The sequence below is a fragment of the Bacillus sp. BML-BC051 genome, from assembly GCF_019656175.1.
In the GTDB taxonomy this organism is placed as follows: Bacteria; Bacillota; Bacilli; order Bacillales; family Bacillaceae_G; genus Bacillus_A; species Bacillus_A mobilis.
In genome coordinates this window covers 156,069-181,826 of the sequence record NZ_BPLI01000009.1, presented here as the reverse complement: position 1 = coordinate 181,826, position 25,758 = coordinate 156,069, and the positions used below count along the sequence as shown (strand labels likewise).

Sequence of the window (25,758 nt, the reverse complement as noted above, 5' to 3'; positions counted from 1 at the left end):
GAGGATTTCTCACATGTTTCCAAAATCCCCTACAAGGCAAATGTATCCGAATCCAGGACAGCAACCTTATACACCATATCCAACTCCACAGCTACCACCGATGGCACAAAAAAAGAAAGGGTTCCTTGCTAAACTCTTTAAAAAACACGATCCAACCGAGCCTTTCATGCAAATGGTTCCACCTTATCGACAAATGGAAGGACCGCCGCCAATGATGCACCAGCACCAGCAACCGCCCCCCCAATATCAACAACAATACCAACAACAATACCCGCAGCAATACTCACAACAATACTCACAACAATACTCACAACAATATCAACCATACATGCAGCAACATCCAGAGCAAATGATTCCCCCTCAAATGTATGAATCAAATGAAACGCGCGGTGGTACAGCAACTACAGCAGCAAGTAGCGGCATCGGCAGTTTTTTTGCGAATTTAATTTCGAATCCAACTAATATGATAAACAATATTGAGAAAGTATCCCAAGTCGTTCAATCTGTAAGCCCTGTCGTCGAACAGTACGGTCCTATTATGCGTAACCTACCAAGCATTGTTAAAATCCTCACCTCTGGAAAAAGTACGGATGAAAATCCAACTGAAGATCAAGCTGAAGACATAGCAGAAAAAGTTGAAGTAGCAACTCCGCCTCCTCCACAAAAAAAAAGAAAAAGAAAAAAAATAGTGATTGAGCCTGTCATAGAAAAAGAATTACGAGAGGAGCCTGTTCAAAAAATAGCAACAAAACCAAAACTATATGTGTAACAATCCTTTGTTTTCTATCCACTCCTCCTTTATAATGTAAAAGACTATGCACAAAAGTATCCCTTGTTTAGAAGGAGAGGATTACTCATATGAAAATTGTTAAAATTTCCCCTCGTGGTTATTGCTACGGTGTTGTGGACGCGATGGTTATTGCACGTAACGCCGCATTAGATACATCATTACCAAGACCTATTTATATTTTAGGTATGATTGTTCACAACAAACATGTAACAGATGCATTCGAAGAAGATGGCATCATTACATTAGACGGTCCAAGTCGATTAGACATTTTAGATAAAATCGAATCTGGTACTGTTATTTTCACTGCACACGGTGTTTCTCCAGAAGTTAAACAACGTGCAAAAGAAAAAGGTTTAACGACAATCGATGCCACTTGTCCAGATGTTACAAAAACACATGACCTTATTGAAGCAAAGAAAGCTGAAGGTTACCATGTCATTTATATCGGCAAAAAAAATCATCCAGAACCAGAAGGCGCAGTTGGTATTGCACCTGACATCGTTCACCTTATCGAAAGAGCTGATGATTTAAAAACATTAGAAATTCCAACGGATAAAATTTTAGTTACAAATCAAACAACGATGAGCCAATGGGATGTTCAGCATTTAATGGAGGACATTCAGAAGAAATTCCCAACAGCAGAATTCCATAAGGAAATTTGTTTAGCAACTCAAGTGCGCCAAGAAGCGGTCGCTAAACAAGCTGATGTTGCAGACTTAACAATTGTTGTCGGTGATCCGAAAAGTAACAACTCAAACCGTTTAGCACAAGTATCACAAGAAATCGCTGGTACGAAAGCATACCGCGTTGCAGACGTAAGTGAGATTAAATTAGAGTGGCTACAAGGTGTAGAAAACGTAGCTGTTACAGCAGGGGCTTCTACTCCAACTCCAATTACGAAAGAAGTTATCGCTTTCTTAGATCAATATGACCCAATGAATCCCGCTACATGGGAGAGAGTCCGAAAAGTACCGTTACAAAAAATATTACCTCGTGTAAAAGTGAAAAAAGAACAATAATAAAAACCGTTGCCTATATGAGCAACGGTTTTTATTTTTCTTATACAAATGTAAATGGATCTGTATGTAATTGCGAAGCATGAATGTGTACATTGAGTTTCTTTGCATCCACTTTTTTTTGTAATTGCTTTTGCACACCTTGCTTCATTACCTTTTCAACGTTATGTCCTGGGTCAACTATATTTAAACCGAGCATCATCGCATCATGAGCAACATGATAATACATGTCACCTGTTACATATACATCCGCTCCTTTAAATTTAGCTTGATTGATGTATTTATTACCATCGCCACCAAGTACAGCTACTTTGCGCACTTTATCATCTAATTTCCCAACAACTCGTGCACCCTTTACATCTAATGATTGCTTTACATGTTCTGCAAACTGTCCAAGTGTCATTTCTTCTTGTAAGTATCCTATTTTCCCAAGCCCTAATGTTTCGCCTTTGTTATCAAGTGGATACACATCATACGCTACTTCTTCATACGGATGTGCTGTTACCATTGCTTTAATCACTTTTCGCTGTAGTGAAGCTGGAATAATCGTTTCGATTCGCACTTCTTCTACGCGCTCTAACTGTCCAGTTTCCCCGATATAAGGATTTGTCCCCTCTTGAGGTACAAACGTACCTGTACCCTCGCTACTAAACGTACAGTGGCTATAATTGCCGATATGACCAGCACCTGCGTCTCCTAATGCTTTTCGTACTTCTTCTGCATGAGTTACTGGCACAAACACAACAACTTTTTTCATTTCTTCTGCATATGTCGGTGCCAAAACTTCTGTATTTTGCAATCCTAACGCCTCAGCAAGTAAATCATTTACCCCGCCCTTGGCAACATCCACATTTGTATGCGCTGCATAAATAGCAATATCATTTTTAATACACGTTTCAATAATTCTTCCGTACGCTTTATCTGTATGAATCGCTTTTAACGGATTAAAAATCAAAGGATGATGCGCAATAATGACATTCGCTCCTAATTGAATCGCTTCCTCCACCACTTCCTCCGTTACATCTAACGCAATCAATACGTGCTGTACAGATTTATTAAGCGCTCCAATCTGCAGACCAATTTTATCTCCTTCCATCGCCAAATGCTTAGGATACATACTTTCAAATAAAGAAATAATTTCATAGCCATTTGGAATTTTACTCATGATAAAATCTCCCCTATCATTTTCATTTTCGCTTCTACTTCTGCACGTTTCGCTTTTGTTTCTTCAGAATCAGCCGCACGCTCTAACTGTTTTAAAATATTTTGGAAGTTTTTTAATTCTCCTTCCCATTTCTCAACGAAAGCTTCACCTTTTTCTTTTATTAAAAATGGACCCATAAACAATTCAGCTTGCTTATTTTCAGAGTAAGGCATTACGATGTTTCCACGCTCTCCTACTAAGATCTCGTAAATTTTCCCATCTTCTTTTACGATTTTTTCATGGATAAGCTCCCATCCATTTTCAATAAACCATTCACGGATGTGATGCGCTGCAATATTCGGTTGTAAAATTAAACGCGTTACACCTTCTAATTTTTCTTTACCACTTTCTAAAATGTCACGAATTAACGCTCCGCCCATTCCGGCAACCGTAATTACATCCACTTCTCCTGGCGCGATAACAGCTAATCCATTCCCTTTACGCACATCCACTTTATCTTGTAAGCCACTTTCAGCTACAGTTGCTTGTGCAGAGCGAAATGGTCCATCTACAACCTCTCCTGCAACTGCTTTTGTAGCAATATTATTTATAATTGTATAACACGGTAAATACGCATGATCCGATCCAATATCAGCAACTGTAGATCCTACTGGTATTTCACGCACAACTTCTTCTAATCGTTTTGAAAGCTTTACTTCATTCATGTATTTCCATTACTCCTTCTCTTGTCAGTCTGTCTCCATGATAATGAATTTGTAGTAGTTGTTGCAAGCCCATAACAACAATTCACTTCTCTATCACTCATCGTATTTTAGAAAATATAGAAAAACAAGCCCCTTGCATAAGCAAAAGGCTTGTCATACGGAACTTTATTTTTTCTTCGACAACCAATCAGCTACTTTACCCGCTTGATCAGCTGGAACTATATTTGGTGGCATATTTCCTTTTCCTTTCGAAATAACTTCTTGAATCTCTTCTTTCGAAAGTTTCCCACCAACCTTTTGTAAATTAGGCCCTACTGCCCCTTGTAACTGGTCACCGTGGCAGCTCGTACAGCTTTGCTTCACAATATCCTCTGGCTTCGATGCTGTTTGCGCTGGCTTTCCACCATTTTTTGCATCAGCTAACTCTTTAGATTTATTTAGCCCCTGAAATGAAAATACAAACATAACGATAATACCTAATGCTGCAATAAGAGCGAACGGAATCAGCGGATTACGTTTCATATCTCTTCTCCCCCCTCTATACCCCTAAATAGTTAGATGATTCAGTCATTTCCATTGTACTTGAAAACACTCTATCAGAAAAGAGTAAACTACTAATCGTTAAAAATATTCCATAAATTCAGTTTATTGTTTTTTATTGTTATATCGCTTATTATTTCGATAATTATTAACGTTTCTCATCATATTTTTCACTTTTCTACATATATTTTTGTATAGAATAAACAAAATTAATCGAAAAATCGAAAAATGAGCATTTGCAAATCAAAAGACAATTCTGTAAAATAAATTACAAGAAATTGTAATCGTTGCCGATAGCTAAAGTTTAACAAAAGTTAACAAAATAAAAAAGTTTACTTCACAAAGGTGAAGTAAACTTAAAAAGAACCTATTCTAAGAAATCCTTAAGACGCTTACTACGGCTTGGATGTCTTAATTTACGAAGTGCTTTTGCTTCAATTTGACGGATACGTTCTCTCGTTACGCCGAATACTTTCCCAACTTCTTCAAGCGTACGAGTTCGTCCATCATCTAAACCAAAACGAAGACGTAGAACATTTTCTTCACGATCTGTTAGTGTATCTAACACATCTTCTAATTGTTCTTTTAGCAATTCATACGCTGCATGGTCCGCAGGCGATGTTGCTTCTTGGTCTTCAATGAAATCACCTAAATGGGAGTCATCTTCTTCACCAATCGGTGTTTCAAGAGAAACTGGCTCCTGTGCAATTTTTAAGATTTCGCGTACTTTTTCTGGAGCAAGATCCATTTCTTCACCAATCTCTTCAGGAGATGGTTCGCGTCCTAAATCCTGTAATAATTGACGTTGCACACGAATTAACTTATTAATCGTTTCAACCATATGAACTGGGATACGAATTGTTCGTGCTTGGTCTGCAATCGCACGTGTAATCGCTTGGCGAATCCACCAAGTTGCATACGTACTAAATTTGAAACCTTTACGATAATCGAACTTTTCAACCGCTTTAATTAGACCCATATTCCCTTCTTGGATTAAGTCTAAGAAAAGCATACCACGGCCCACGTAGCGCTTTGCAATACTTACTACAAGACGTAAGTTTGCTTCTGCAAGACGACGTTTCGCTTCTTCATCGCCATCTTCAATACGCGTTGCAAGTCGAATTTCTTCTTCTGCAGATAGTAAATCTACACGACCAATTTCTTTTAAATACATACGAACAGGATCATTGATTTTAACCCCAGGTGGTACACTTAAATCATTAAGGTCGAATTCTTCTTCTGTTTTTGAAATTTGGCGATTATTAGGACCTTCTTCGTTGTCATTGTCACCAACTAAGTCAATCCCTTGTTCACCTAAATATTCATAGTATTCATCCATTTGATCGGATTCTATTTCAAATCCATTCATGCGTTCTGCAATCTCTTCATATGTAAGAACGCCACGTTTTTTTCCGAGCTCAGTGAGTTGTTCTTTCACTTGCTCAAGGGTCATTTCAGTTTCAATTTGTTTAGAACGAGCTGGTTTGTCAGCCATCTGTTCCCCTCCTTACGCGAGATACAAACATTCATTATACTAAAAATTTATCAAAAAAGCTATTTTCTCGCTTTTTGATTTTGTAAATATGCTACATAATATTTAGCAGCCTCTACAGGATCTGTTTTTTCCATTTGTTTTATCTTAAAGATGATTTCCGTCTTTTCAAGTTTTTCTTGATGACGTCTAAGCGTCTCCAAATGGCCTTGTAACACTTCTTCTGTGTATTCTGGATTAATAAATTCATCCGTCGAAATATCAGTGATAATATTTTTCAACTTCTCATCAGAGAGCCAACTTAAAAATGTTCCGACTGAAGGTTCATTTCCCTTTTCATAATATGCGTATAGTTCATATAAAATCCCTTTATGTTCTTCTGTGTGAAAATCTTCTATGTGGGATTCCATACGAACAGCCACTTCTGGACTTTGCAACATATGGTAAATAATTTCTCTTTCTGCCCTTTCAAAACCTGTTAACTTCGGTTTTGTTTGAACAATTTGAGACGGCTTAGAAACCTGCTTTACTTGTTTTTGCTGTACCTTTTGTTCTTTGCGATATTGGTGCAATTGATTCAAAAGTGTTTCCATTGAATACGAAAATTCTTGCGATAATGACTTCAAATATGATTCTGCCTGCATCGCATCCTGTAGCAACGATAACTCTTTTAAAACACTTTTCACATATTCTTCTTTGCCAGACTCATCTTGCAAATTTTTCCCTAAACGCAAATAATTTATTTTAAAACCAACAAAACTTATACTTGATTTCACAAGATTTTCAAAAGCAGTTGTCCCATATTGTTGCACATATTCATCAGGGTCAAGCTTATCTGGCAAGGATGTAACTTTCACTTGGCAACCAACTTTTAGCAATAATTGCCCTGCTTTCATCGTTGCTTCTCGCCCTGCTTTATCACCATCATAGCAAAGAACAACAGTTTCAACGTTACGTCGCAGAAGTTTTGCTTGTTCTTCAGTTAAAGCTGTTCCCATTGTCGCAACAGCTTCTTCCACACCACTTTTTACCGCAGCTAGTACGTCGGCATACCCTTCAAAAAGGACCACTTGCCCACGTTTTCTAATAAACGGCCTCGCTTGGTGGAAGTTATACAACAATTTACTTTTATGAAAAATTGGTGTTTCAGGGCTATTTAAATATTTCGGAGTATCATCTCCTAGCGCCCTTCCACTAAACGCTATCACTTTACCTTGTAACGTATAGATTGGAAACATAACCCTTCCACGGAAGCGATCATAATGACTACCATCCTTCTCGCTTCTTATGAGAAGACCAGCTTGTTCCATACTAGACAGCGATAAACCTCTTTTTTGTAAAATTTTCGTTGCTGCATCCCAAGCAGGTGACGCATAACCAATTTCAAACTTCTCAATCATCTCTTTCGTAATACCACGTTGTAACAAATACGAAAGTGCTTCATTTCCTTCTTCTGTATTTACTAATAAATGATGATAATACTTTTTCAAAAGTTCATGAGCCTGTTGCATGATGACAGTGTCATCAGATATGTCCTCTTGTTGTCCTTGCCCTGATGTATACTCTGCAACCGCAATTCCATTTCTTTCACCTAGCTTTTGAACAGCTTCAGTAAAAGCCAATCCTTCCATTTTCATTAGAAAGGAAAATACATTTCCACCTTCTCCACATCCGAAGCAATGAAAAATTTGCTTATCCGATGAAACAGAGAATGAAGGAGAATTCTCACCATGAAATGGACAAAGGCCGAAATAGTTACGTCCCTGTTTTCTAAGTTGAACGTATTCACCAATCACTTCTACAATATCCGATGACGTCCGAATCTGTTCAACAACTTCTTCGGGAATTCTGTTCCCCATAAATCCATCTCCGTGTCGTATTTTGTATTCGATATAAATTAAAAAATTCCTTTATAATTCGACAATATTTTTTCTAAACTTATTAGAAAGTGTTGTCGATCACGTTATCAAACGATTTTGCAGGCCCTTTTCTGCGTAATTTCGCAGACACGTACCTACTATATAAAATTGTATCCATTTGCTCACCTGTTACAAATGTACCTCCTGGAGACAATACATATACACTTTTTTTATAAGAAGACTAGCAAGCACCATATCCTATGTGATCACGAGATCTGTTTTTTGCATGTTGATACATATAAAAAATCAACTTTAGCCTATTCAGCATCTACATAGATCCAATTTTTCTTGCTACTTCCTTAAACGATGAGCATATGATGTGACAAGCAAAATTTCGACATGAACTTTCGTTCCAACTTGCACAATTTTCAGCATTCACAGGATATGCATCTGCATCAACTAATACGATATTGATGTTTTGCATATTTCTGTATTCTACATCCCTTCTGCGAATCCTTCCATAATGTGCGTTTTCTTGTATAGATTTTGTCGATTTAACGTAATTACATGTCTTTTCGTAAATCCTATCCCTAGTTTATTCTGAAAAATTAAAGTCTAAACGTAAAATATAGGTTTTTATCACAATTTTTTATTATAATATATTTTCTTCAACTGCGCTACATATCCCTTTATTTTTTCATCTTCTATTTCAGGATAACGAAACCCTGCCTTTAGCATAATAAAAAGACAGAAGAATATAAGTATAACCACTCCGCTATAATCTATTACGAAATCAACAGGCATTGTGTTTTTCATGAGCGAAAAAAGCACATTCACCTTTGGTAAATGTGCTAAAACAATTTTTGGTTTTGCACTGCATTCACAATAATGTTAGCTGTTTCTTCAATCGCTTTATTCGATACATCAATTACTTGACAATCTATTTTACCGACTACATTCTCAAAGTGATCAATTTCTTCTTTAATACGATTAATATTGGCATATGTTGCACCGTCACTTAATCCAAGTGATTTCAATCGCTCTTTTCGAATATGATTCAACTTATCTGGCGTAATTTTCAAGCCGAAGCATTTTTCTTTAGCCACTTGATATAATTCTTCAGGTGGATCTACTTCTGGTACGAGCGGTACATTGGCAACTTTCAAACGTTTGTTATGAGCTAAATATTGAGAAAGTGGTGTTTTTGATGTACGTGAAATCCCAATCAACACGATATCTGCTTTTAAAATACCACGTGCGTCTCTACCATCATCATACTTTACAGCAAACTCAATCGCTTCAATCTTTTTAAAGTATTCTTCATCTAATCTACGAACAACACCCGGCTCATATCTTGGTACTTGCCCTGTAATTTCTTCAATTTGATCGATAAGAGGACCGATAATATCATATGCCTCTACGCCTTCTTTCGCGGCTTCTGTCACTAAATACTGGCGCATGTCAGGCTTTACTAACGTGAAACAAATAAGCGCTTGATTGCTCTTAGCAATTGAAATCACTTCTTTTAATGTCCCTGTATCTTCTACATACGGTACACGTCTAATATCAGGAGCGAATGGGAATTGCCCCATCGCCGCTCGAACAACCAAATCAGCCGTTTCTCCAACAGAGTCAGACACGACATATACGATTTTATTATCCATTACATTACCTCACTTTAAACAAATTACACTTATTCGTTATTTACTAAGTTTACAAACGCACGTGTAATATTTGTTTTTGTAATTCGTCCAATCACTTCTAAACCTTGTTTCGTATCTTTTACAACTGGCATCGCATCAATCTGTCTTTCTATTAATTCCATCGCAATATCATATAAAGAATCTTCTCTACGACACATCGCAATGTTTGGCATCCTTGTCATGATAATATTAACCGGAAGAGAGGTTAAATCCTGCTTTCCTAGGCTAGCTCGTAATAAATCTTTACGAGATACAACACCAACTAATAGAGTCGATTGATCTACAACAAATAATGTACCTACGTCCTCTAAAAACATCGTACAAATCGCATCGTATACTGATACATTTTTATCAATTACAGCCGGTCTAGATTGATAATCTTGTACTTTAATTTTCTTAACAGCTTCAGATAATAGCTGCCCCCCAGTTTTACCCGTATAAAAATAACCTACGCGTGGACGCGCTTCTAAATAACCAGCCATCGTTAAAATTGCTAAGTCTGGTCTTAGCGTTGCACGTGTTAATCCTAATTGCGCAGCAATTGACTCCCCTGTAATAGGACCGTGATCTTTTACAATCTGAATGATATGTTCTTGCCGTTTATTCAGCTCTATGATAATCACCACCTTCAGTGCACAACGAAAAAAGTTATACTATCTCTTAAATATTATATACTAAATATGCTATTTGAAAAAGATAGGATGTAAAAAGGACCGTATACGGCCCCAAATTAAATTTGAAACTTATCAAGTTGTTCTAAGAAACGTCTTGATTTCAAATAAATCCCGCAATATTCATCATAATATGTATTCAATACTAAACGCATTTGTTTTTTTGTGCTATCCTTCACTGATACATTGCCAAGTCTATGTAAATCGAAGTGGTAGAAAAGACGTAATAATTTATGAACAGCTTCCCCCACTGGTATACGATACTGGTCTTGCTCAGCATGACGTGAGCACAGAAAACCGCCTTCCCGAACAGAGAAGGCGACAAAATCTGTTTCTTGATGACAAATCGCACATGTATCAAAATACGGGCGCATCCCTAATACCGGAAGCATTTTCGTTTGATAAATTAGTGATAATACTTCTGAATCAACACCCTCACACATATAATGCAACGTTTGATATAACATTTCAAATAAATATGGATTATGTTTTTTATCTTCTGTTGCTTTATCAGTTAACTCAACAATAAATGATGCATAAGCAGTTAAAAATATATCCTCGCGAATTTCTTTCATAGTTGAAATAATCTCGCCTTGTTGTAAAGTTCCAAGTCCAGATCCCATTTGAATAAGAAAATTACCATGTGTCATAAGTTGCGAAACAGATGCCAACCGACTTTTCGGTTTTTTCGCTCCTCTTGCCATTGCACTTACCTTACCCAATTCTCTTGAGAATATTGTAACAATCTTGTTCGTTTCTCCGTAATCTGTCGTACGGATAACGATGCCCTCAACTTTTTGAAACATGTTCGTCACCATCCAAGGTTTGAACAAAACGGGTCAAGAAATTGGAGAGTCTAGATGCGCTAGCTCCTCTTCATGTTGATCCATCTCATCGTTTACGTCTTTTTCCATTTCTTTCAAAAGCAAGTACGTTTCAATGCTTCCTGTTTTGGAGAAAAACTTCCAGGTAAAATCTAGCATAAGAATCCACCTTTCTCAATAAGCGTAGCCTATAAACCAATTTCCTTTGTTGTTATTAAATTGACCCATTTTGTCCATTTTCATGTGAGAAAAATTTTTCCTAATTTATCAAAACTCATAAAAACCAATAATCAGCGGATGAACAAAACATCCGCTGATTACAGCTTTACTCTATTTTAGTACTCGTCTTCGCGGAAACCAAGGTCACGAAGCTGAGACATTTTATTACGCCAATCTTTTTGCACTTTTACCCATACTTCTAAAAATACTTTAGAACCAAGTAATGCTTCAATATCAAAACGAGCTCGCTTACCAACTTCTTTTAACATCTTCCCTTGTTTTCCGATAATAATCCCTTTTTGCGATGGACGTTCCACAACAATCGTTGCATTGATATAAACTGCCCCGCCTTCGCGTTTTTGAATTGCATCGATAACAACAGCCACAGAATGCGGCACTTCTTCACGTGTTAAATGTAGTACTTTCTCACGAATAAGCTCTGCAATAATAAATCTCTCTGGATGATCCGTTACTTGATTATCTGGGTAGTATTGTGGTCCTTCTGGTAAATACTTTTTAATTGTTCCAATTAAAGCGTCCACATTATTACCGTCTAATGCAGAAATCGGTACAATTTCTGCAAAATCATGTAGTTTGCGGTATTGATCAATTAACTCTAATAATTGCTCTGGATGAAGTTGGTCGATTTTATTAATTACTAAAAATACTGGTTGTTTCGTTTCTTTTAATTTCTCAATGATAAATTCTTCACCACGACCAAATCCTTCAACTGCATTGACCATAAACAGAACAATATCAACTTCTTTTAATGTCGTTTGAGCCATCTTCACCATGAAATCGCCTAATTTATGTTTAGGTTTATGTATTCCTGGTGTATCAATGAAAATTACTTGTGAATCATTTTCTGTATATACGCCTTGAATTTTATTACGAGTTGTTTGTGGCTTGTCACTCATAATGGCAATTTTCTGGCCGATAATACGATTTAAAAATGTAGATTTCCCAACATTCGGTCTGCCAATAATAGAGACAAAACCTGATTTATAACCTTTTCTATTCATGTAAATCCTCCGCTAAAAATGCTCCTGGCAACAATTCTCCAACTGTCGTCTCTTGAACGTCACCATGTAAATTTGATAGGTATACTTTCGTATCCTGTTTACATAATTCTACCATAACTTGTCGACATGCTCCACAAGGAGGTACTGGGCGCTTTGTATCCGCCACAATCGCGATAGCTACAAACTCTTTATCTCCTTCAGAAACCGCCTTAAATAAAGCTGTTCTTTCTGCACAGTTACATAAGCCATATGATGCATTCTCAACATTACATCCACGATATACTTTTCCATCCTGTGTTAATAATGCTGCACCTACTTGAAATTTAGAATATGGTACGTACGCTTGTTTACGCGCTTCGATTGCTTCTTGAATTAATTGTTTACTATTCATATTCCCGCATCCTTCCTGTCCACAGCTGTGAATAGATACACTCTCTGATTAAAGGCCTTTACGGCACTTCCAAAGCTTAATAAAAGCTTTGGAATGCAACTATACCACATACGGTAAAAAGATAATAGCACCAATTATAACGGCTATTATCGCAAACAATAAAACCGCTCCAGCTGCGACATCCTTTGCAATTTTCGCAAAAGGATGTATATCGGTAGTCGCTAAATCTACTGTTTTTTCCACAGCCGTATTTACCATCTCTAAACTCATTACAATTCCTATTACAATAAGTAATACCATCCACTCTACTTTCGTAATATGGAAATAAAAGCCGCAGCATATAACAATGACTGCGGCTAAATAATGAATTTTCATATTTCGTTCATGACGAAGACAAAAGAATATACCTGCTATAGCATATCCAAAACTATTTATAAGTTTTCCTTTTTTCATCGACCTAATCCAAATGCCTCTAAAATTTCTTTTTGTCTTCCAAACATTTCTTTTTCATCCTCTTCTGTCATGTGGTCATAACCAAGTAAATGTAAAAAGCCATGTAACGCTAAAAAGCCAAGTTCACGATCAAAAGAATGTCCATACTCTTCAGCTTGTTCTTTCGCTCTCGGAATAGAAATAATAAGGTCACCTAACATACGAGGCATCTCTGCACCTACAATCTCCATTTCTCCTTCTCCCATTTCTTCCATAGCAAAGGAAATGACATCCGTAGGCTGATCCTTATCTCGGTAATCACGATTAATCTCGCGAATGCGTTCGTTATCTACAAATGTCACTGATAACTCCGCACCATCTTCTATTTTTTCCATTTGAGCTGCTTTTTCTAATATCTCACGAATTAAATTCACATATTCTTCTTTCACATATTCTGTTTCATCAATGAAATCAATTAATAAACTCATTCTTTCTCCTTCTCTTCCGGTAGTTCCGGATATGTAATACGCGAATGGAAAATACCATTTAACGTTTCACATAACGTTTTTCCAACGATTTGTAGTTCCTTAAACGTCAAATCACATTCACTAAATTGCCCATCTTGCAAGCGATCTTTAATAATACTTTGTACTAAATTATTTATTTGATCTGGCGTTGGGTGATTCATAGAACGTACCGCCGCCTCAACACTATCAGCAATACCAACAATTGCCGACTCTTTAGAAGTTGCTTTTGATCCCGGATAGCGGAACATCTCTTCTGTATATTTTTCTTTATCTTCTTTAATCGCCTTATAATAAAAATATTTAAGTAATGTTGTACCATGGTGTTGTCCCGCAATATCGATAATTTCTTGCGGAATATGGTATTCTTCGAGCATTCTGACTCCATCTGTTACATGAGCAATGATAATATCTTTACTCGTCACAGGATCTAATTTATCATGTGGATTTTCAATTCCCATCTGGTTTTCAATAAAGAATTGCGGTTGTACTGTTTTTCCTACATCATGATAATACGCCCCTACACGTGCTAACACACCATTTGCTCCAACCGCTTCACAAGCTGCCTCAGAAAGATTCGCTACCATTACACTGTGGTGATATGTTCCTGGCGCTTCTAACAAAATTCTACGCAAAAGCGGATGATTCGGACTTGATAGCTCCATAAGCTTCATGCTTGATACAATTCCAAGTCCACTTTCTAAATATGGTAATATTCCCATAGCTAAAACAGATGAGATAATTCCAGAAACGGAAGCCATCAATAATTGCGTACCAATTTCAAGAGGTGAAAAATTCCCATTACGTAATAATAATAACGCCGCCAAGACGACTACATTTAAGATAGAAACGAGTATACCAGCTTGCAAAATCATCGTACGACGATTTTTTTCTCGTAAGAAAATACTCACAGACAATGAACTAAGTAACACATAAATACCTACACTATAATTCAGTGTACTTGTTACCCCTTCATTAAACATAATACTTCCGCACACAGAAAAGATCATACTTGTTAAAAATACAAATCGATCACCAATCATTAGTTTTACAAGTATTGTTCCCATCGCAACAGGGACAACATACGCAATTCCTGCATATTCAAGCTTTTGAAACAAACTAATAATTTTCATTAAAACAATCGTGATAGACAATATTGTAATATACGCTAAAATGTACGGTCTGTCTTCTCTTTTACGCTGTAAAAATACTTCAAACTGCTTATGCATAAAGTACAGTAACACACCAATGAGCACCGCTAATCCAACATAAGGCTGAAAACTATTACCTTTCTCTAATAAACCGACTAATTTCAACTGATTATACATATCACTTGAAATTGTTTCACCTTCTCTAACAATAACTTGTCCTTGAAGAATATAAACAGGTGGAACTAGATCTTCTTCCGCTTTCTTCTTCTCTTTCGTTACAGCCGGATCATAAAAATAATTGGCTGTAATCGCATATGATCCTAGCGCATTCACAGCTTCCTTCAATCCACTATTCACATTGAGGCTTTTCATTTCATTAACAAATCGCTCTTTTGCTGCTATTTCTTCGGACATTTTAATATTTCCACCCATAATAACACTAACAGATGTTAGAGCCGCGTTCTTTGCTAATTCTAATTGATCCGGTTCTGCATTAATAAAGTATAATAAATTCTCATCAGATAATTCTTTTGTTAAATTAGATGGTAACTTCTTCTTCAACTTTTCTAATTTATTTGCATCGGTCATCTTTTTTTGCTCTTCAGGTCCAGCAGCTTTCATCTCTTGAATCACTTCATTTACCTTAGCAAAAACATCATTTACAATATCTACTCTATTTTGTTTATATTCACTTCTATATGTATATTGATCCCCAACTTTTTGAGCGGCCTCTTGTTTTTTTCTGTCCGTTATAACCTTATCTTCAATTTTAATAGGAGAATGAATTGTTTTTTTCGCAATAGAATACATATCAACATCTAATTGCTCTGGTTTTACATTATTCATAAGTGCAAAAAACAGCACTGCTCCTAACAAAACGTAAGAAATCCAACTTAGTTTTTTCGAATGTTGTAAATTACGAAACCACTTAGAAATTTCTTGAGCTCTTAACATGATTTCAATACCTTCTCCTCTCCAGAAATAAAGTGAAACTATTTATAGCTTTCATTTCTTCTAGCCAACAATACTTTTAGGTAACATTTTGATACACCAGTACCTATAGTTTATTTCTCTTATCTTTTATGATAGTAAAAAATATGCCGTTCGCCAACCTTAATACAAAAAGAAATGATCCTGACAAATAGGATCATTCCATTTTATCATATGCCTCAATAATACGTTGCACCAGCGGATGTCTCACAACGTCCGTTTGTTCTAATGTAATGAACGAAAGACCTGATACACCAGATAAAATGTTAGAAGCTAGCGAAAGCCCTGATTTTACCCCTTTTGGTAAGTCTACTTGTGAAGGGTCTCCCGTAATAACCATTTTAGAACTAAAACCTAATCTAGTTAAAAACATTTTTATTTGTGCACCCGTTGTATTTTGCGCTTCATCTAAAATAACAAATGAATCATCGAGCGTACGCCCTCTCATATAAGCTAGAGGCGCGATTTCAATTACACCTCGCTCCATCATACGCTGTGTATATTCTTGTCCAAGAATATCGTGCAACGCATCATACAATGGACGTAAATATGGATCTACTTTCTCTTTCAAATCACCTGGTAAAAACCCTAAACTTTCTCCAGCTTCTACAGCCGGTCTCGTTAAAATGATTTTCTTTACATACCCTTGCTTTAAAGCTCTTACAGCCATTACTACAGCTAAGTATGTTTTCCCAGTCCCAGCAGGTCCTATTCCAAATACAACATCATTCTTCTTCATTGCATGAATATATCTTCTTTGCCCCATTGTTTTTACACGAATGGATTTACCTTTTGCCGTTTTAAAGATTTCTTCTTCATATAACTCTTCAAATTGAGCAATATTTCCTTGTTGTGCGAGCTGAATTGCATACGCAACATCTCTTTCTGTAATTGATACACCTTTTCGAATAACAACAAGTAATTGCTGTAAGATTTTTTCTACGAGCGTGACAGTTTCAACTGCTCCAGATGCATGAACAGTTTCACCTCTAGTTATAATCGATACATTCAGTTCCCGTTCAATTACTTTCAAATGAGCATCATTGACTCCAAAAAGAGCGATTGCTTCGTTAGTATTTTCCAATTGTTGGTTCATTTCTACTAATTGTTCTGCCATTACTCAGTCTCCTTGAATATCGGATTCAGATATTGGTTGTGGCTCTGCAATATTTTCGATCACAGTATAATGCAATGTGACTTTTAGTTGATCCGCCTCAACCTGTTTACTCAAAATCTTATCACTTACAATCATAGCATGTTCATCCAATTTTTTCTTTAGTTCTTTTTCAGCCATCTCTTTCGCTACTTTCATTGCCTGTTTTTCTGTATATTCCCGATTCGCTTCTTCCTCTTCTCGCACGATATCTTTTTCGTACGCAATCGGCAGTGTAAAACCAAATAGTTTCACATCGTGTTTTACACTTTCAGTACGAGAGCGTTTATACTTATCATGTTGAAATCCCCATATTTTTATTTTCGTACTCCCAAATGTAAGGTAATGCTCATTATATGCATTGCCAGTATATACTTGAAATTGCGTCTTTAGTGGCACATCCACCTCAGATGTGTACCACGTTTCTCCATATACAATACCTTGGGCCGAAACAATTGTCGGACTCTCCTCATTACCGTATATCCCTGATACGAGAAGCTGCCCTTTTTCGACATGGTCATTTTTCAAGACAACTGGTTTTCCTACTTCAACAAATGTTTTTGTCACAATCGCTTCTTTTTTTGCTACTAAATTTTGCGGCCTTTGTTCCTTTTCTTTTTTCGGCTCGTTCTTTTCAACAATTTTAAAATGGTACGTCGTTCCTCTTATTTCTAGTCCCGCCCAAGTAATCGCATTAATATTGTCTGTCAAGTGACGCTGTACATCTTCTACATTAGGCATCTGGAATTGTAATTTCCCTTTTTTAATACCCATTTTGTCCAATTCTTTCATCAATATATATTCTGTTTCAGGTTTCGCTCCTGTAATTTCAATTTTCCAAACCATATTGGATAATGCAATCATGCCAAAAAAGAAAATTAAAAAACCAATTAAGAATCCACTATTTTTAATTAAACGCTTATTCCAAAAAGGAAAACCGTAACGCCCAATAAAATATAGTTTACATTCATTTTTTCTATAAATTGGTTTTATTTTATTCACATCTCGTAATAACATACAAAAAACTAATGTTTCATCAGCAATCTTCTTAACATCCCAAACTAATAATTTTCTACGCACACATTCGTTAACAAACCGCTCCGCTCCTCTACCTTCAATTCGTACTTTTACATATCCAAGCCACTTTATAAACCATTTATTTTTCATCTACTATCTCCACTACCTTTCCAAAAGTATACACACTACTTTTTTCGCTTTAATTAGCAAAATAGCTCGTACGAAAATGAAATAAAGAGTTTTACCACCCATAAATAGCGAGATAAAATGAATAGTAAGGTCGAATCACGAAAATAACGAAGAAAAACTTCACATATGGAAGTTTCCCTCACTCCTCTTTTTTTTCGTTTTCTAAAAACGTCACTTGCTCAATTATTCCTTCAAGTAAAAGTTCTTCTGGAAGGATTGTTTTAATAATAAAGGATTGCCCTTTAATTAATAATTGACCGTGCTTTAATAACAATCTTACTTCTTTATCTGAAAACACTAATAAACCCCGATGATTTTCTATATAGATATGCACTTGCCCAACAAGCGTGATCCGAGGTAGATCCATTAGCACATCCACTGGCAGGTCTATTTGCTTTGTTAACCAATTCTTCATTTGTTCTAACTTTTTCATCTCAAAAGACCCCCTCTCATCCCATATGTATGAAAAAAGAGCTTGTAATATCACGTCCAAACTGAAAAAAAGCATAAAAAAACGTCTCATACGAAATGAGACGTTTTTTTATGCTAATAGCTGGATAACCAACTTATTCACAAGTGATCCGTCTGTTTTACCTTTTACTTTCGGCATAACAGCAGTCATCACCTTACCCATATCTGCTTTAGAAGTCGCACCAACTTCAGAAATAACTTGCTTAATTACATTCGCTAGTTCTTCTTCTGTTAATTGCTCCGGCAAATATGCGCTTAAAATCTGAATTTCACTTTGCAGTTTATTAACAAGGTCTTCACGACCAGCTTTTTTAAATTCAAGGAGGGAGTCCTTATACTGTTTTACTTCACGAGCTAAAACTGTTAATTCCTCTTCTTCAGTAAGAGTATGTTGCAGTTTAATACCTTCATTTTGTAAAGCAGCCTTAACCATACGAATAACGGTTAATTTTTCTTTTTGTTTATTCTTCATCGCTTGTTTCATATCATCGTTTAAACGACCGAGAAGACTCATAACTTACACCCTCTCTTAGAATTTACGCTTTCTTGCCGCTTCAGATTTCTTCTTACGTTTTACACTTGGCTTTTCATAAAACTCGCGCTTTCTTGCTTCAGCAAGTGTACCAGTTTTAGAAACCGATCTTTTAAAACGGCGAAGTGCATCCTCCAAAGACTCGTTTTTACGAACGACTGTTTTTGACATTCTCTTTCCCTCCCTCCGAAACATCACACTTACATACTAATTTCAGCATGCAAAAAGAAACCCTTCTTCAGCATGTCTTTTACGATTATAATACATTTTATCACTTCAGGTCAACTATTTGGCAGAATAAAAGAAGAATAGATGCCCTTCCCTGTTCAAAAGCTATGTAGATAGCTATTATCCTTTTCCCCTGAAGACAACTATATTTTTATCTTTACACCTTTTTTAATACAAGAAAACATTAAATAACTACTCATTCAACGTACCTGCCTTTTCAGTACTTAACTCCTCCACGAAAAAAAAGCATGCAAATCTTTTCCGTTTGCATGCTTTTTTTTACCCCGCTGATTAAATTTTCACTTTATGCGCTTGCTGATTCTTTTTTTACATCATCTTCAAGAACACGAACAAATTGCGCTTCGTTATATGGATAACCAGCTTTCGTAATTTTCACTTTCACTAGTTTACCAATTAATTCTTCTGATCCTTCAAATACAATTTTCAAGTAGTTATCTGTATAACCTACATATAACCCTTCGCGGTCGCCCTCTTTAAATTGCTCTTCTGGAATGATTTCAAGTACTTCGCCTTCAAACTGTGACGCATACTCTTTCGCTAATTGATTAGATAGTTCAATTAAACGGTGAACGCGATTGTTCTTCACATCTTCAGGAACTTGATCTTCCATACGCGCTGCAGGTGTTCCTGTACGTTTTGAATAAGGGAATACGTGTAACTCAGAGAAGCGATTCTCTTTAATGAAATTGTATGTTTCCATGAATTCTTCTTCTGTTTCACCTGGGAAACCAACGATTACGTCCGATGTAATTGCAAGACCTGGTAACGCTTCTTTCAAACGATCTAAACGCTCTTGGAAAAATTCCATCGTATACTTACGACGCATACGTTTTAATACTGTATTAGATCCAGATTGCAACGGAATGTGTAAGTGACGTACAACTACTTCAGACTTATCTAACACTTCAATTACTTCATCTGAAATCTGACTCGCTTCAATAGAAGAAATACGAAGACGTTTTAATCCGCCTACTTCCGCTTCCATATCACGAAGTAATCCAGCTAAGTTATAATCTTTAATATCTTCACCGTACCCACCTGTATGAATACCTGTTAATACGATTTCCTTATAGCCTGCATCTACTAATTGCTGCGCTTGTTTAATAACTTCTTTCCCATCACGAGAGCGCATTAAACCACGCGCCCAAGGAATAATACAGAATGTACAGAAGTTATTACAACCTTCTTGTATTTTTAAAGATGCACGTGTACGATCCGTGAAATAAGGTACATCCAGTTCTTCGTATACACGTGTTTTCATAATATTGCGGACAGCATTAATTGGCTGACGCTCTTTGCGGAATTCTTCGATGTATCCTAACATCTTTTCACGATCCTGTGTACCAACTACAATATCTACACCTGGAATCGCCATAATTTCCGCTGGAGATGTTTGTGCATAACATCCAGTTACACAAATAACCGCATCTGGGTTTTGGCGAACAGCACGTCTAATAACTTGACGGCTTTTCTTATCTCCCGTATTCGTTACTGTACACGTATTAATAACGTATACATCAGCTTTCTTTTCATATTCAGTTCTTTCATATCCACCTTGTTTAAACAATTGCCAAATGGCTTCTGTTTCATAGTGGTTTACTTTACAACCTAACGTATGGAACGCAACAGTTGACATTGATCATCACCCCATCAATTCAAAATGATACGAAGCAGCACTTAACGCGTATAACGGCGCCGTTTCTGTTCTTAAAATTCTTGGTCCTAAACTACATGGTACAAATTTATGTTCACGAAGCGTTGTAATCTCTTCCTCAGCTAAACCGCCTTCTGGGCCAAATACAATCAATAGCTTTTGACCTGGTTTCATCGTCGTTAAAGCTTTCGCAAAGTTAGATTTCTCGCCTTGTTTTGCTTCCTCTTCGTAAGCAACAAGACAAACATCATACTCACCACTCATCGAAAGCAATTGTTTAAATGATGCCGGAGCATGTACTTCTGGAACTTCACTTCTATGTGATTGTTCCGCAGCTTCTTTCACAATTTTTCTTAAACGCTCAACTTTTTTATCAGCTTTTTTCGCATCCCATTTTACAATAGAGCGAGATGCTTGAAATGGTAAGAATGCAGCTGCCCCAAGCTCAGTTCCTTTTTGAAAAATTAACTCTAGCTTGTCTCCTTTCGGCAGTCCACTTGCAATCGTCACGAAAACAGGAAGTTCACTTGACGCCTCTACCCATTCTACAATAGCCGTATTAATAAATTCACTGGTAATTTCATCAACTGAACATACAGCTGTTTTTCCGTTTACACAGCAATAAATGTGATCACCAGCTGACATACGCATCACTCTTGCGATATGATGTACGTCATCACCTACAATGCGAATACTTGTCTCATTTACATATTTCTCTTCTACAAAATAACGTTGCATATAATCACCTTAGTAGAGTTTCGTTCCTTTCGTAAGTCAATACTTACGAAAAGAACGAAACGTTATCATTTTTCATATAACAAACGGCAAGTCCCTCACTTTATAGTGAGAGACTCCCCTTTTCATTATAGACTAAAATCTATATTACGCATTTCGTGCAATAATTGCTACCCAATCTTCCATTCGTAATACTTCTTCAATTGTAAATCCAGCTTTTTCTAGCGCTTCAGAAATTATCTTTTCCTTCGCTGCGATAATGCCCGATGTAATAAATAATCCGCCCGACTTCACAACTCTTGCTGCATCCTCAGGGAATAAAAGAATAATTTCTGCTAATAAGTTAGCTACGATTAAATCAACAGGACCTTCAATGCCTTCTAAAAGACTATTTTGCCCAACAGACACGATATCATCTGTTTTATTTAAACGTACATTCATTTCTGCACTTTCCACTGCAACCGGATCTAAATCATACGCTTGAACAGAAGACGCACCTAATTTTGCGGCTGCAATACTAAGTACACCAGAACCTGTTCCTACATCAATGATAGTATCACCTGGCTGAACTGTTTTTTCTAAAGCACGAATACACATCGTTGTTGTCGGATGAGTTCCTGTCCCAAACGCCATACCTGGATCTAATTCAATAATTTTTTCTTCCGGAGAAGCTGGTGTATACTCTTCCCACGTCGGCACAATTGTGAATGTATCAGAAATTTGTACTGGATGGTAATATTTTTTCCAAGCAGTAGCCCAATCTTCTTCATTGACTTCGTTAACGGTAATATTTCCAGTACCAATTTCGATGTCGTAAGATGGAAGCATATCAATAGATGATTTTACACCCGCAATCGTTTCCTGTAAAGAATCCGTTTGCGGGAAATATGCTTTTATTAATACACCTTCCGCCGGATATTCATCTGGGTTCAATGCATAAATTTCACCATATTGTTGCTCGCGCTCTTTCGTCAACTCCGCTGGATCCTCAATCGCAACTCCACTAGCACCAGCTTCATGTAAAATATGAGAGACAGCTTCTACTGCTTCTTCTGTTGTATGAATACTAACTTCTGACCATTTCACAATTTACCAACTCCATTTTTCATTTCCATTATTCCCCTTTGAAAGCACGTTTAAGCTTTCCAAATAAGCTATCATCCTGCTCTTCTTGTCCCGCAAATTCACGTAATAACTCTTTTTGATGTGAAGTTAATTTCGTCGGTACAACAACACGAACGACTACATATTGATCTCCTTGACCGTATCCACGTACGTTCGGAGCACCTTTTCCTTTTAAGCGGAATTCTGTTCCTGTTTGTGTTCCTGCTGGAATTTTCAGCTTCACTTTCCCGTGAACAGTAGGAACTTCCACTTCAGCACCAAGTGCCATTTGCGCAAATGTTAATGGCATTTCGCAAATAATGTGATCTCCTTCACGCTCAAAGAATTCATGATTTCTTACATGAACAACAACATATAAATCTCCTGCCGGTCCGCCATTTACACCCGCTTCACCTTTTCCAGATACACGGATTTGTTGACCATTATCGATACCTGCTGGAATTTTAACGTTGATTTTTTTACGTTTACGTACTTTACCAGAACCGTGACATGTCGTACATTTCTCTTTAATCATTTGACCAGTTCCTGAACAATGACCACAAGCTTGACGATTTACGATACGACCAAATGGTGTATTTTGTTCTACACTTACTTGCCCTGACCCTGAACAATGTTTACATGTTTCTTTTGAAGTTCCTGGTTTCGCTCCACTACCTTTACAAGTATCACATGGATCTTCTACTGGAATCTCAACATTTAATTCTTTACCAAAAATAGCTTCTTCAAACTCTAAAGTAACTTGATATTGTAAGTCAGCACCTTGACGCGGAGCATTTGGATCACGACGTCTACCGCCACCGCCGCCAAAGAACGAACTAAAGATATCTTCGAAACCGAAGCCACCGCCGAAGTCTCCTCCGCCGCCAAAGCCACCGAAACCTTGATTTGCACCAGCATGACCAAATTGATCGTATTGTGCGCGCTTTTGGTCGTCGCTTAATACCTCGTATGCTTCTTGTACTTCTTTAAACTTTTCAATTGCATTTTCTTCTTTACTTACGTCTGGATGGTATTTTTTAGCCAAACGACGATACGCTTTTTTTATTTCATCTTTTGAAGCACCCTGGCTAAGCCCAAGGACCTCATAATAGTCTCGTTTACTCATAAATTTACAACCCCCGAATCTTTCACATAAACGTAATTTTAACACCGAAAGAAAGTGCTTTGCAACAAAGTTTCCTCACTTACAGTATGCAAAGTAAAAAACTTAAGAACCTCACACTTTTCTTCTCATTCATGAAAAAAGCCAAAGCCAAGGCACGCTTGACTTTGACTTTTTGTCATCTTACTTATTTATATTACTTATCTTCTTTTACTTCTTCAAACTCAGCGTCTACTACATTGTCTTTCTTCGCGCCAGCATCTTGTGCTCCTTGTGCACCTTCTGCTTGCCCTGCAGCTGCTTGAGCTTGCTCGTATAATTTAACACTTAATTGTTGTACGATTTCTTGTAAAGCGTCTTTTTTCGCACGGATTTCCTCAAGCTCGTTCTTCTCGATCGCAGCTTGTAGTGCCTCTTTCGCTTCTGTTGCTTTTGCAACTTCAGCCGCATCCACCTTACCTTCTAAATCTTTTACAACTTTGTCCGTTTGGAATACAAGTTGGTCAGCTTCGTTACGAAGTTCAACTTCTTCCTTACGTTTTTGGTCAGCGTCAGCATTTGCTTCTGCTTCTTGTACCATACGATCTACTTCTTCATCAGAAAGACCTGAAGAAGATTGGATTGTAATAGCTTGCTCTTTGCTCGTTCCTAAGTCTTTTGCACGTACGTTAACAATACCGTTCGCATCAATATCGAATGTTACTTCGATTTGTGGAATACCACGTGGTGCTGGTGGAAGGTCTGTTAATTGGAAACGACCTAATGTTTTGTTGTCAGCTGACATTGGACGCTCACCTTGTAATACGTGAATGTCTACTGCCGGTTGGTTATCAGCAGCTGTTGAGAATACTTGTGACTTACTTGTTGGAATTGTAGTGTTACGCTCGATTAATTTCGTGAACACACCACCCATAGTTTCAATACCTAAAGAAAGTGGAGTTACGTCTAATAATAGTACGCCTTCTACATCACCAGTAAGTACGCCACCTTGAACTGCAGCACCTAACGCTACAACTTCATCAGGGTTTACACCTTTATATGGTTCTTTACCAGTTTCACGTTTAATAGCTTCTTGTACAGCTGGAATACGAGTAGATCCACCAACAAGGATAACTTTATCCAATTCGCTTGGAGCAAAACCAGCGTCTTTTAATGCACGACGAGTTGGCTCTAACGTTCTTTCAACAAGACCTGCTGAAAGCTCTTCGAATTTCGCTCTTGTTAATGTTAATTCTAAGTGTAATGGACCAGCAGCTCCAGCACTAATGAATGGTAATGAAATTTGTGTTTGTGTTACGCCAGAAAGATCTTTTTTCGCTTTTTCAGCTGCATCTTTCAAACGTTGAAGTGCCATTTTATCTTGGCTTAAATCAATGTTATTTTCTTTTTTGAACTCAGCTACTAAGTGGTCAATAATAACTTGGTCAAAGTCATCTCCACCAAGACGATTGTCACCAGCAGTTGAAATAACTTCGAATGTTCCGTCTGCTAACTCAAGGATAGATACGTCAAATGTACCGCCACCTAAGTCATATACTAAGATTTTTTGCTCTTCATCTTGTTTTTCTAAACCGTAAGCAAGCGCTGCTGCTGTTGGTTCGTTAATGATACGCTCAACTTCTAAGCCAGCGATACGACCAGCATCTTTTGTTGCTTGACGTTCTGCATCGTTGAAGTATGCAGGGACTGTAATAACAGCTTTCGTAACTGTTTCACCTAAGTATGCTTCAGCAGAAGCTTTTAAGTTTTGTAAAATGATTGCAGAAATTTCTTGAGGTGTATAATCTTTACCTTCAACTTCTACTTTGTAGTCTGTACCCATATGACGTTTAACAGACATGATTGTATTTGGGTTTGTAATTGCTTGACGCTTTGCAACTTCCCCAACTTGACGCTCTTCATTTTTGAAAGCTACAACAGAAGGTGTTGTACGGTTTCCTTCTGGATTTGGGATAACCTTTGGTTCTCCACCTTCCATAACAGCTACACAAGAGTTTGTTGTACCTAAGTCAATACCGATAATTTTACTCATGGCGAA

Annotated in this window: 26 protein-coding genes; 2 read left to right on the top strand and 24 right to left on the bottom strand. The window is 37.1% G+C overall.

The window, feature by feature from the left end; translation table 11 throughout:
- Positions 1–13 precede the first annotated feature (13 nt).
- On the top strand, positions 14–769 hold the full coding sequence (vrrA, locus tag K5S59_RS03430) for a VrrA/YqfQ family protein (protein WP_120450873.1): 756 nt from the start codon (positions 14–16) through the stop codon (positions 767–769).
- Between the two features lie 89 nt (positions 770–858).
- On the top strand, positions 859–1,809 hold the full coding sequence (locus K5S59_RS03425; RefSeq protein ID WP_000706672.1) for a 4-hydroxy-3-methylbut-2-enyl diphosphate reductase: 951 nt from the start codon (positions 859–861) through the stop codon (positions 1,807–1,809).
- Positions 1,810–1,849: 40 nt separating this feature from the next.
- Here the strand turns inward: K5S59_RS03425 and K5S59_RS03420 are convergent, their stop codons facing one another.
- From K5S59_RS03420 to dnaK, 24 genes are all read right to left on the bottom strand, one after another.
- Positions 1,850–2,971, bottom strand: coding sequence for a Nif3-like dinuclear metal center hexameric protein (locus tag K5S59_RS03420; protein WP_212981790.1), 1,122 nt, complete (start codon positions 2,969–2,971; stop codon positions 1,850–1,852).
- Positions 2,968–3,675: a tRNA (adenine(22)-N(1))-methyltransferase gene (locus K5S59_RS03415; RefSeq protein ID WP_097843968.1), complete on the bottom strand. Its 708-nt coding sequence runs from the start codon at positions 3,673–3,675 to the stop codon at positions 2,968–2,970. Before K5S59_RS03415 ends, K5S59_RS03420 begins: the two co-directional genes overlap by 4 nt.
- A gap of 165 nt (positions 3,676–3,840) precedes the next feature.
- Positions 3,841–4,197: a cytochrome c550 gene (cccA, locus tag K5S59_RS03410; RefSeq protein WP_120450874.1), complete on the bottom strand. Its 357-nt coding sequence runs from the start codon at positions 4,195–4,197 to the stop codon at positions 3,841–3,843.
- A 385-nt stretch (positions 4,198–4,582) separates the two neighbouring features.
- Positions 4,583–5,710, bottom strand: a complete 1,128-nt coding sequence (gene rpoD, locus K5S59_RS03405) for an RNA polymerase sigma factor RpoD (protein ID WP_000764063.1) — start codon at positions 5,708–5,710, stop codon at positions 4,583–4,585.
- A 59-nt stretch (positions 5,711–5,769) separates the two neighbouring features.
- A complete protein-coding gene (dnaG, locus tag K5S59_RS03400) occupies positions 5,770–7,566 on the bottom strand; it encodes a DNA primase (RefSeq protein WP_000528226.1) in 1,797 nt (598 codons plus the stop codon).
- Between the two features lie 851 nt (positions 7,567–8,417).
- Positions 8,418–9,230: a pyruvate, water dikinase regulatory protein gene (locus tag K5S59_RS03395; protein ID WP_000368939.1), complete on the bottom strand. Its 813-nt coding sequence runs from the start codon at positions 9,228–9,230 to the stop codon at positions 8,418–8,420.
- Between the two features lie 29 nt (positions 9,231–9,259).
- Positions 9,260–9,892 (bottom strand): transcriptional regulator CcpN, encoded by a 633-nt coding sequence (ccpN, locus tag K5S59_RS03390; RefSeq protein ID WP_000583755.1) that lies wholly within the window; start codon positions 9,890–9,892, stop codon positions 9,260–9,262.
- 107 nt (positions 9,893–9,999) lie between these two features.
- Positions 10,000–10,746 (bottom strand): DNA repair protein RecO, encoded by a 747-nt coding sequence (recO, locus tag K5S59_RS03385; protein ID WP_000487012.1) that lies wholly within the window; start codon positions 10,744–10,746, stop codon positions 10,000–10,002.
- Between the two features lie 33 nt (positions 10,747–10,779).
- Positions 10,780–10,923, bottom strand: a complete 144-nt coding sequence (locus tag K5S59_RS03380) for a YqzL family protein (protein WP_000883924.1) — start codon at positions 10,921–10,923, stop codon at positions 10,780–10,782.
- A 176-nt stretch (positions 10,924–11,099) separates the two neighbouring features.
- Positions 11,100–12,005: a GTPase Era gene (era, locus tag K5S59_RS03375; protein ID WP_001080235.1), complete on the bottom strand. Its 906-nt coding sequence runs from the start codon at positions 12,003–12,005 to the stop codon at positions 11,100–11,102.
- On the bottom strand, positions 11,998–12,396 hold the full coding sequence (locus tag K5S59_RS03370; protein WP_001086294.1) for a cytidine deaminase: 399 nt from the start codon (positions 12,394–12,396) through the stop codon (positions 11,998–12,000). The genes era and K5S59_RS03370 overlap by 8 nt, the downstream gene beginning before the upstream one ends.
- A gap of 99 nt (positions 12,397–12,495) precedes the next feature.
- Positions 12,496–12,849 carry a diacylglycerol kinase family protein gene (locus K5S59_RS03365; protein ID WP_000715483.1) on the bottom strand — a complete coding sequence of 118 codons (354 nt, stop codon included), beginning with the start codon at positions 12,847–12,849 and terminating at the stop codon, positions 12,496–12,498.
- Entirely contained in the window at positions 12,846–13,316 is a 471-nt protein-coding gene (gene ybeY / locus K5S59_RS03360; RefSeq protein WP_000054696.1) for an rRNA maturation RNase YbeY, read from the bottom strand. The genes K5S59_RS03365 and ybeY overlap by 4 nt, the downstream gene beginning before the upstream one ends.
- Positions 13,313–15,457: an HD family phosphohydrolase gene (locus tag K5S59_RS03355; RefSeq protein WP_000942638.1), complete on the bottom strand. Its 2,145-nt coding sequence runs from the start codon at positions 15,455–15,457 to the stop codon at positions 13,313–13,315. Before K5S59_RS03355 ends, ybeY begins: the two co-directional genes overlap by 4 nt.
- A 193-nt stretch (positions 15,458–15,650) precedes the next feature.
- The gene (locus K5S59_RS03350; RefSeq protein ID WP_000840507.1) at positions 15,651–16,610 is read right to left on the bottom strand and encodes a PhoH family protein; all 960 of its coding nucleotides are present in this window, start codon (positions 16,608–16,610) and stop codon (positions 15,651–15,653) included.
- A gap of 3 nt (positions 16,611–16,613) precedes the next feature.
- Entirely contained in the window at positions 16,614–17,813 is a 1,200-nt protein-coding gene (gene yqfD / locus K5S59_RS03345; protein ID WP_120450875.1) for a sporulation protein YqfD, read from the bottom strand.
- Between the two features lie 178 nt (positions 17,814–17,991).
- On the bottom strand, positions 17,992–18,285 hold the full coding sequence (gene yqfC, locus K5S59_RS03340) for a sporulation protein YqfC (RefSeq protein ID WP_000732264.1): 294 nt from the start codon (positions 18,283–18,285) through the stop codon (positions 17,992–17,994).
- A gap of 108 nt (positions 18,286–18,393) precedes the next feature.
- Positions 18,394–18,837 (bottom strand): GatB/YqeY domain-containing protein, encoded by a 444-nt coding sequence (locus K5S59_RS03335; RefSeq protein ID WP_000054579.1) that lies wholly within the window; start codon positions 18,835–18,837, stop codon positions 18,394–18,396.
- A gap of 15 nt (positions 18,838–18,852) precedes the next feature.
- Positions 18,853–19,026, bottom strand: a complete 174-nt coding sequence (rpsU, locus tag K5S59_RS03330) for a 30S ribosomal protein S21 (RefSeq protein WP_000048061.1) — start codon at positions 19,024–19,026, stop codon at positions 18,853–18,855.
- A 361-nt stretch (positions 19,027–19,387) separates the two neighbouring features.
- Positions 19,388–20,740, bottom strand: coding sequence for a tRNA (N(6)-L-threonylcarbamoyladenosine(37)-C(2))-methylthiotransferase MtaB (gene mtaB / locus K5S59_RS03325; protein WP_120450876.1), 1,353 nt, complete (start codon positions 20,738–20,740; stop codon positions 19,388–19,390).
- Between the two features lie 6 nt (positions 20,741–20,746).
- Complete coding sequence (locus K5S59_RS03320; RefSeq protein WP_120450877.1) at positions 20,747–21,496, bottom strand: 16S rRNA (uracil(1498)-N(3))-methyltransferase; 750 nt, start codon at positions 21,494–21,496, stop codon at positions 20,747–20,749.
- Between the two features lie 144 nt (positions 21,497–21,640).
- Positions 21,641–22,579 (bottom strand): 50S ribosomal protein L11 methyltransferase, encoded by a 939-nt coding sequence (prmA, locus tag K5S59_RS03315; RefSeq protein ID WP_000872119.1) that lies wholly within the window; start codon positions 22,577–22,579, stop codon positions 21,641–21,643.
- 28 nt (positions 22,580–22,607) lie between these two features.
- Positions 22,608–23,723, bottom strand: a complete 1,116-nt coding sequence (gene dnaJ / locus K5S59_RS03310; protein ID WP_000043954.1) for a chaperone protein DnaJ — start codon at positions 23,721–23,723, stop codon at positions 22,608–22,610.
- 193 nt (positions 23,724–23,916) lie between these two features.
- Positions 23,917–25,752, bottom strand: coding sequence for a chaperone protein DnaK (dnaK, locus tag K5S59_RS03305; protein ID WP_000034698.1), 1,836 nt, complete (start codon positions 25,750–25,752; stop codon positions 23,917–23,919).
- Between the last annotated feature and the right edge of the window lie 6 nt (positions 25,753–25,758).

Coding starts and splice junctions, on each gene's coding strand:
- vrrA (WP_120450873.1), top strand. CDS start 14: ATGTTTCCAAAATCCCCTACAAGGCAAATGTATCCGAATCCAGGACAG.
- K5S59_RS03425 (WP_000706672.1), top strand. CDS start 859: ATGAAAATTGTTAAAATTTCCCCTCGTGGTTATTGCTACGGTGTTGTG.
- K5S59_RS03420 (WP_212981790.1), bottom strand. CDS start 2,971: ATGAGTAAAATTCCAAATGGCTATGAAATTATTTCTTTATTTGAAAGT.
- K5S59_RS03415 (WP_097843968.1), bottom strand. CDS start 3,675: ATGAATGAAGTAAAGCTTTCAAAACGATTAGAAGAAGTTGTGCGTGAA.
- cccA (WP_120450874.1), bottom strand. CDS start 4,197: ATGAAACGTAATCCGCTGATTCCGTTCGCTCTTATTGCAGCATTAGGT.
- rpoD (WP_000764063.1), bottom strand. CDS start 5,710: ATGGCTGACAAACCAGCTCGTTCTAAACAAATTGAAACTGAAATGACC.
- dnaG (WP_000528226.1), bottom strand. CDS start 7,566: ATGGGGAACAGAATTCCCGAAGAAGTTGTTGAACAGATTCGGACGTCA.
- K5S59_RS03395 (WP_000368939.1), bottom strand. CDS start 9,230: ATGGATAATAAAATCGTATATGTCGTGTCTGACTCTGTTGGAGAAACG.
- recO (WP_000487012.1), bottom strand. CDS start 10,746: ATGTTTCAAAAAGTTGAGGGCATCGTTATCCGTACGACAGATTACGGA.
- K5S59_RS03380 (WP_000883924.1), bottom strand. CDS start 10,923: ATGCTAGATTTTACCTGGAAGTTTTTCTCCAAAACAGGAAGCATTGAA.
- era (WP_001080235.1), bottom strand. CDS start 12,005: ATGAATAGAAAAGGTTATAAATCAGGTTTTGTCTCTATTATTGGCAGA.
- K5S59_RS03370 (WP_001086294.1), bottom strand. CDS start 12,396: ATGAATAGTAAACAATTAATTCAAGAAGCAATCGAAGCGCGTAAACAA.
- K5S59_RS03365 (WP_000715483.1), bottom strand. CDS start 12,849: ATGAAAAAAGGAAAACTTATAAATAGTTTTGGATATGCTATAGCAGGT.
- ybeY (WP_000054696.1), bottom strand. CDS start 13,316: ATGAGTTTATTAATTGATTTCATTGATGAAACAGAATATGTGAAAGAA.
- K5S59_RS03355 (WP_000942638.1), bottom strand. CDS start 15,457: ATGTTAAGAGCTCAAGAAATTTCTAAGTGGTTTCGTAATTTACAACAT.
- K5S59_RS03350 (WP_000840507.1), bottom strand. CDS start 16,610: ATGGCAGAACAATTAGTAGAAATGAACCAACAATTGGAAAATACTAAC.
- yqfD (WP_120450875.1), bottom strand. CDS start 17,813: ATGAAAAATAAATGGTTTATAAAGTGGCTTGGATATGTAAAAGTACGA.
- yqfC (WP_000732264.1), bottom strand. CDS start 18,285: ATGAAAAAGTTAGAACAAATGAAGAATTGGTTAACAAAGCAAATAGAC.
- K5S59_RS03335 (WP_000054579.1), bottom strand. CDS start 18,837: ATGAGTCTTCTCGGTCGTTTAAACGATGATATGAAACAAGCGATGAAG.
- rpsU (WP_000048061.1), bottom strand. CDS start 19,026: ATGTCAAAAACAGTCGTTCGTAAAAACGAGTCTTTGGAGGATGCACTT.
- mtaB (WP_120450876.1), bottom strand. CDS start 20,740: ATGTCAACTGTTGCGTTCCATACGTTAGGTTGTAAAGTAAACCACTAT.
- K5S59_RS03320 (WP_120450877.1), bottom strand. CDS start 21,496: ATGCAACGTTATTTTGTAGAAGAGAAATATGTAAATGAGACAAGTATT.
- dnaJ (WP_000043954.1), bottom strand. CDS start 23,723: ATGAGTAAACGAGACTATTATGAGGTCCTTGGGCTTAGCCAGGGTGCT.
- dnaK (WP_000034698.1), bottom strand. CDS start 25,752: ATGAGTAAAATTATCGGTATTGACTTAGGTACAACAAACTCTTGTGTA.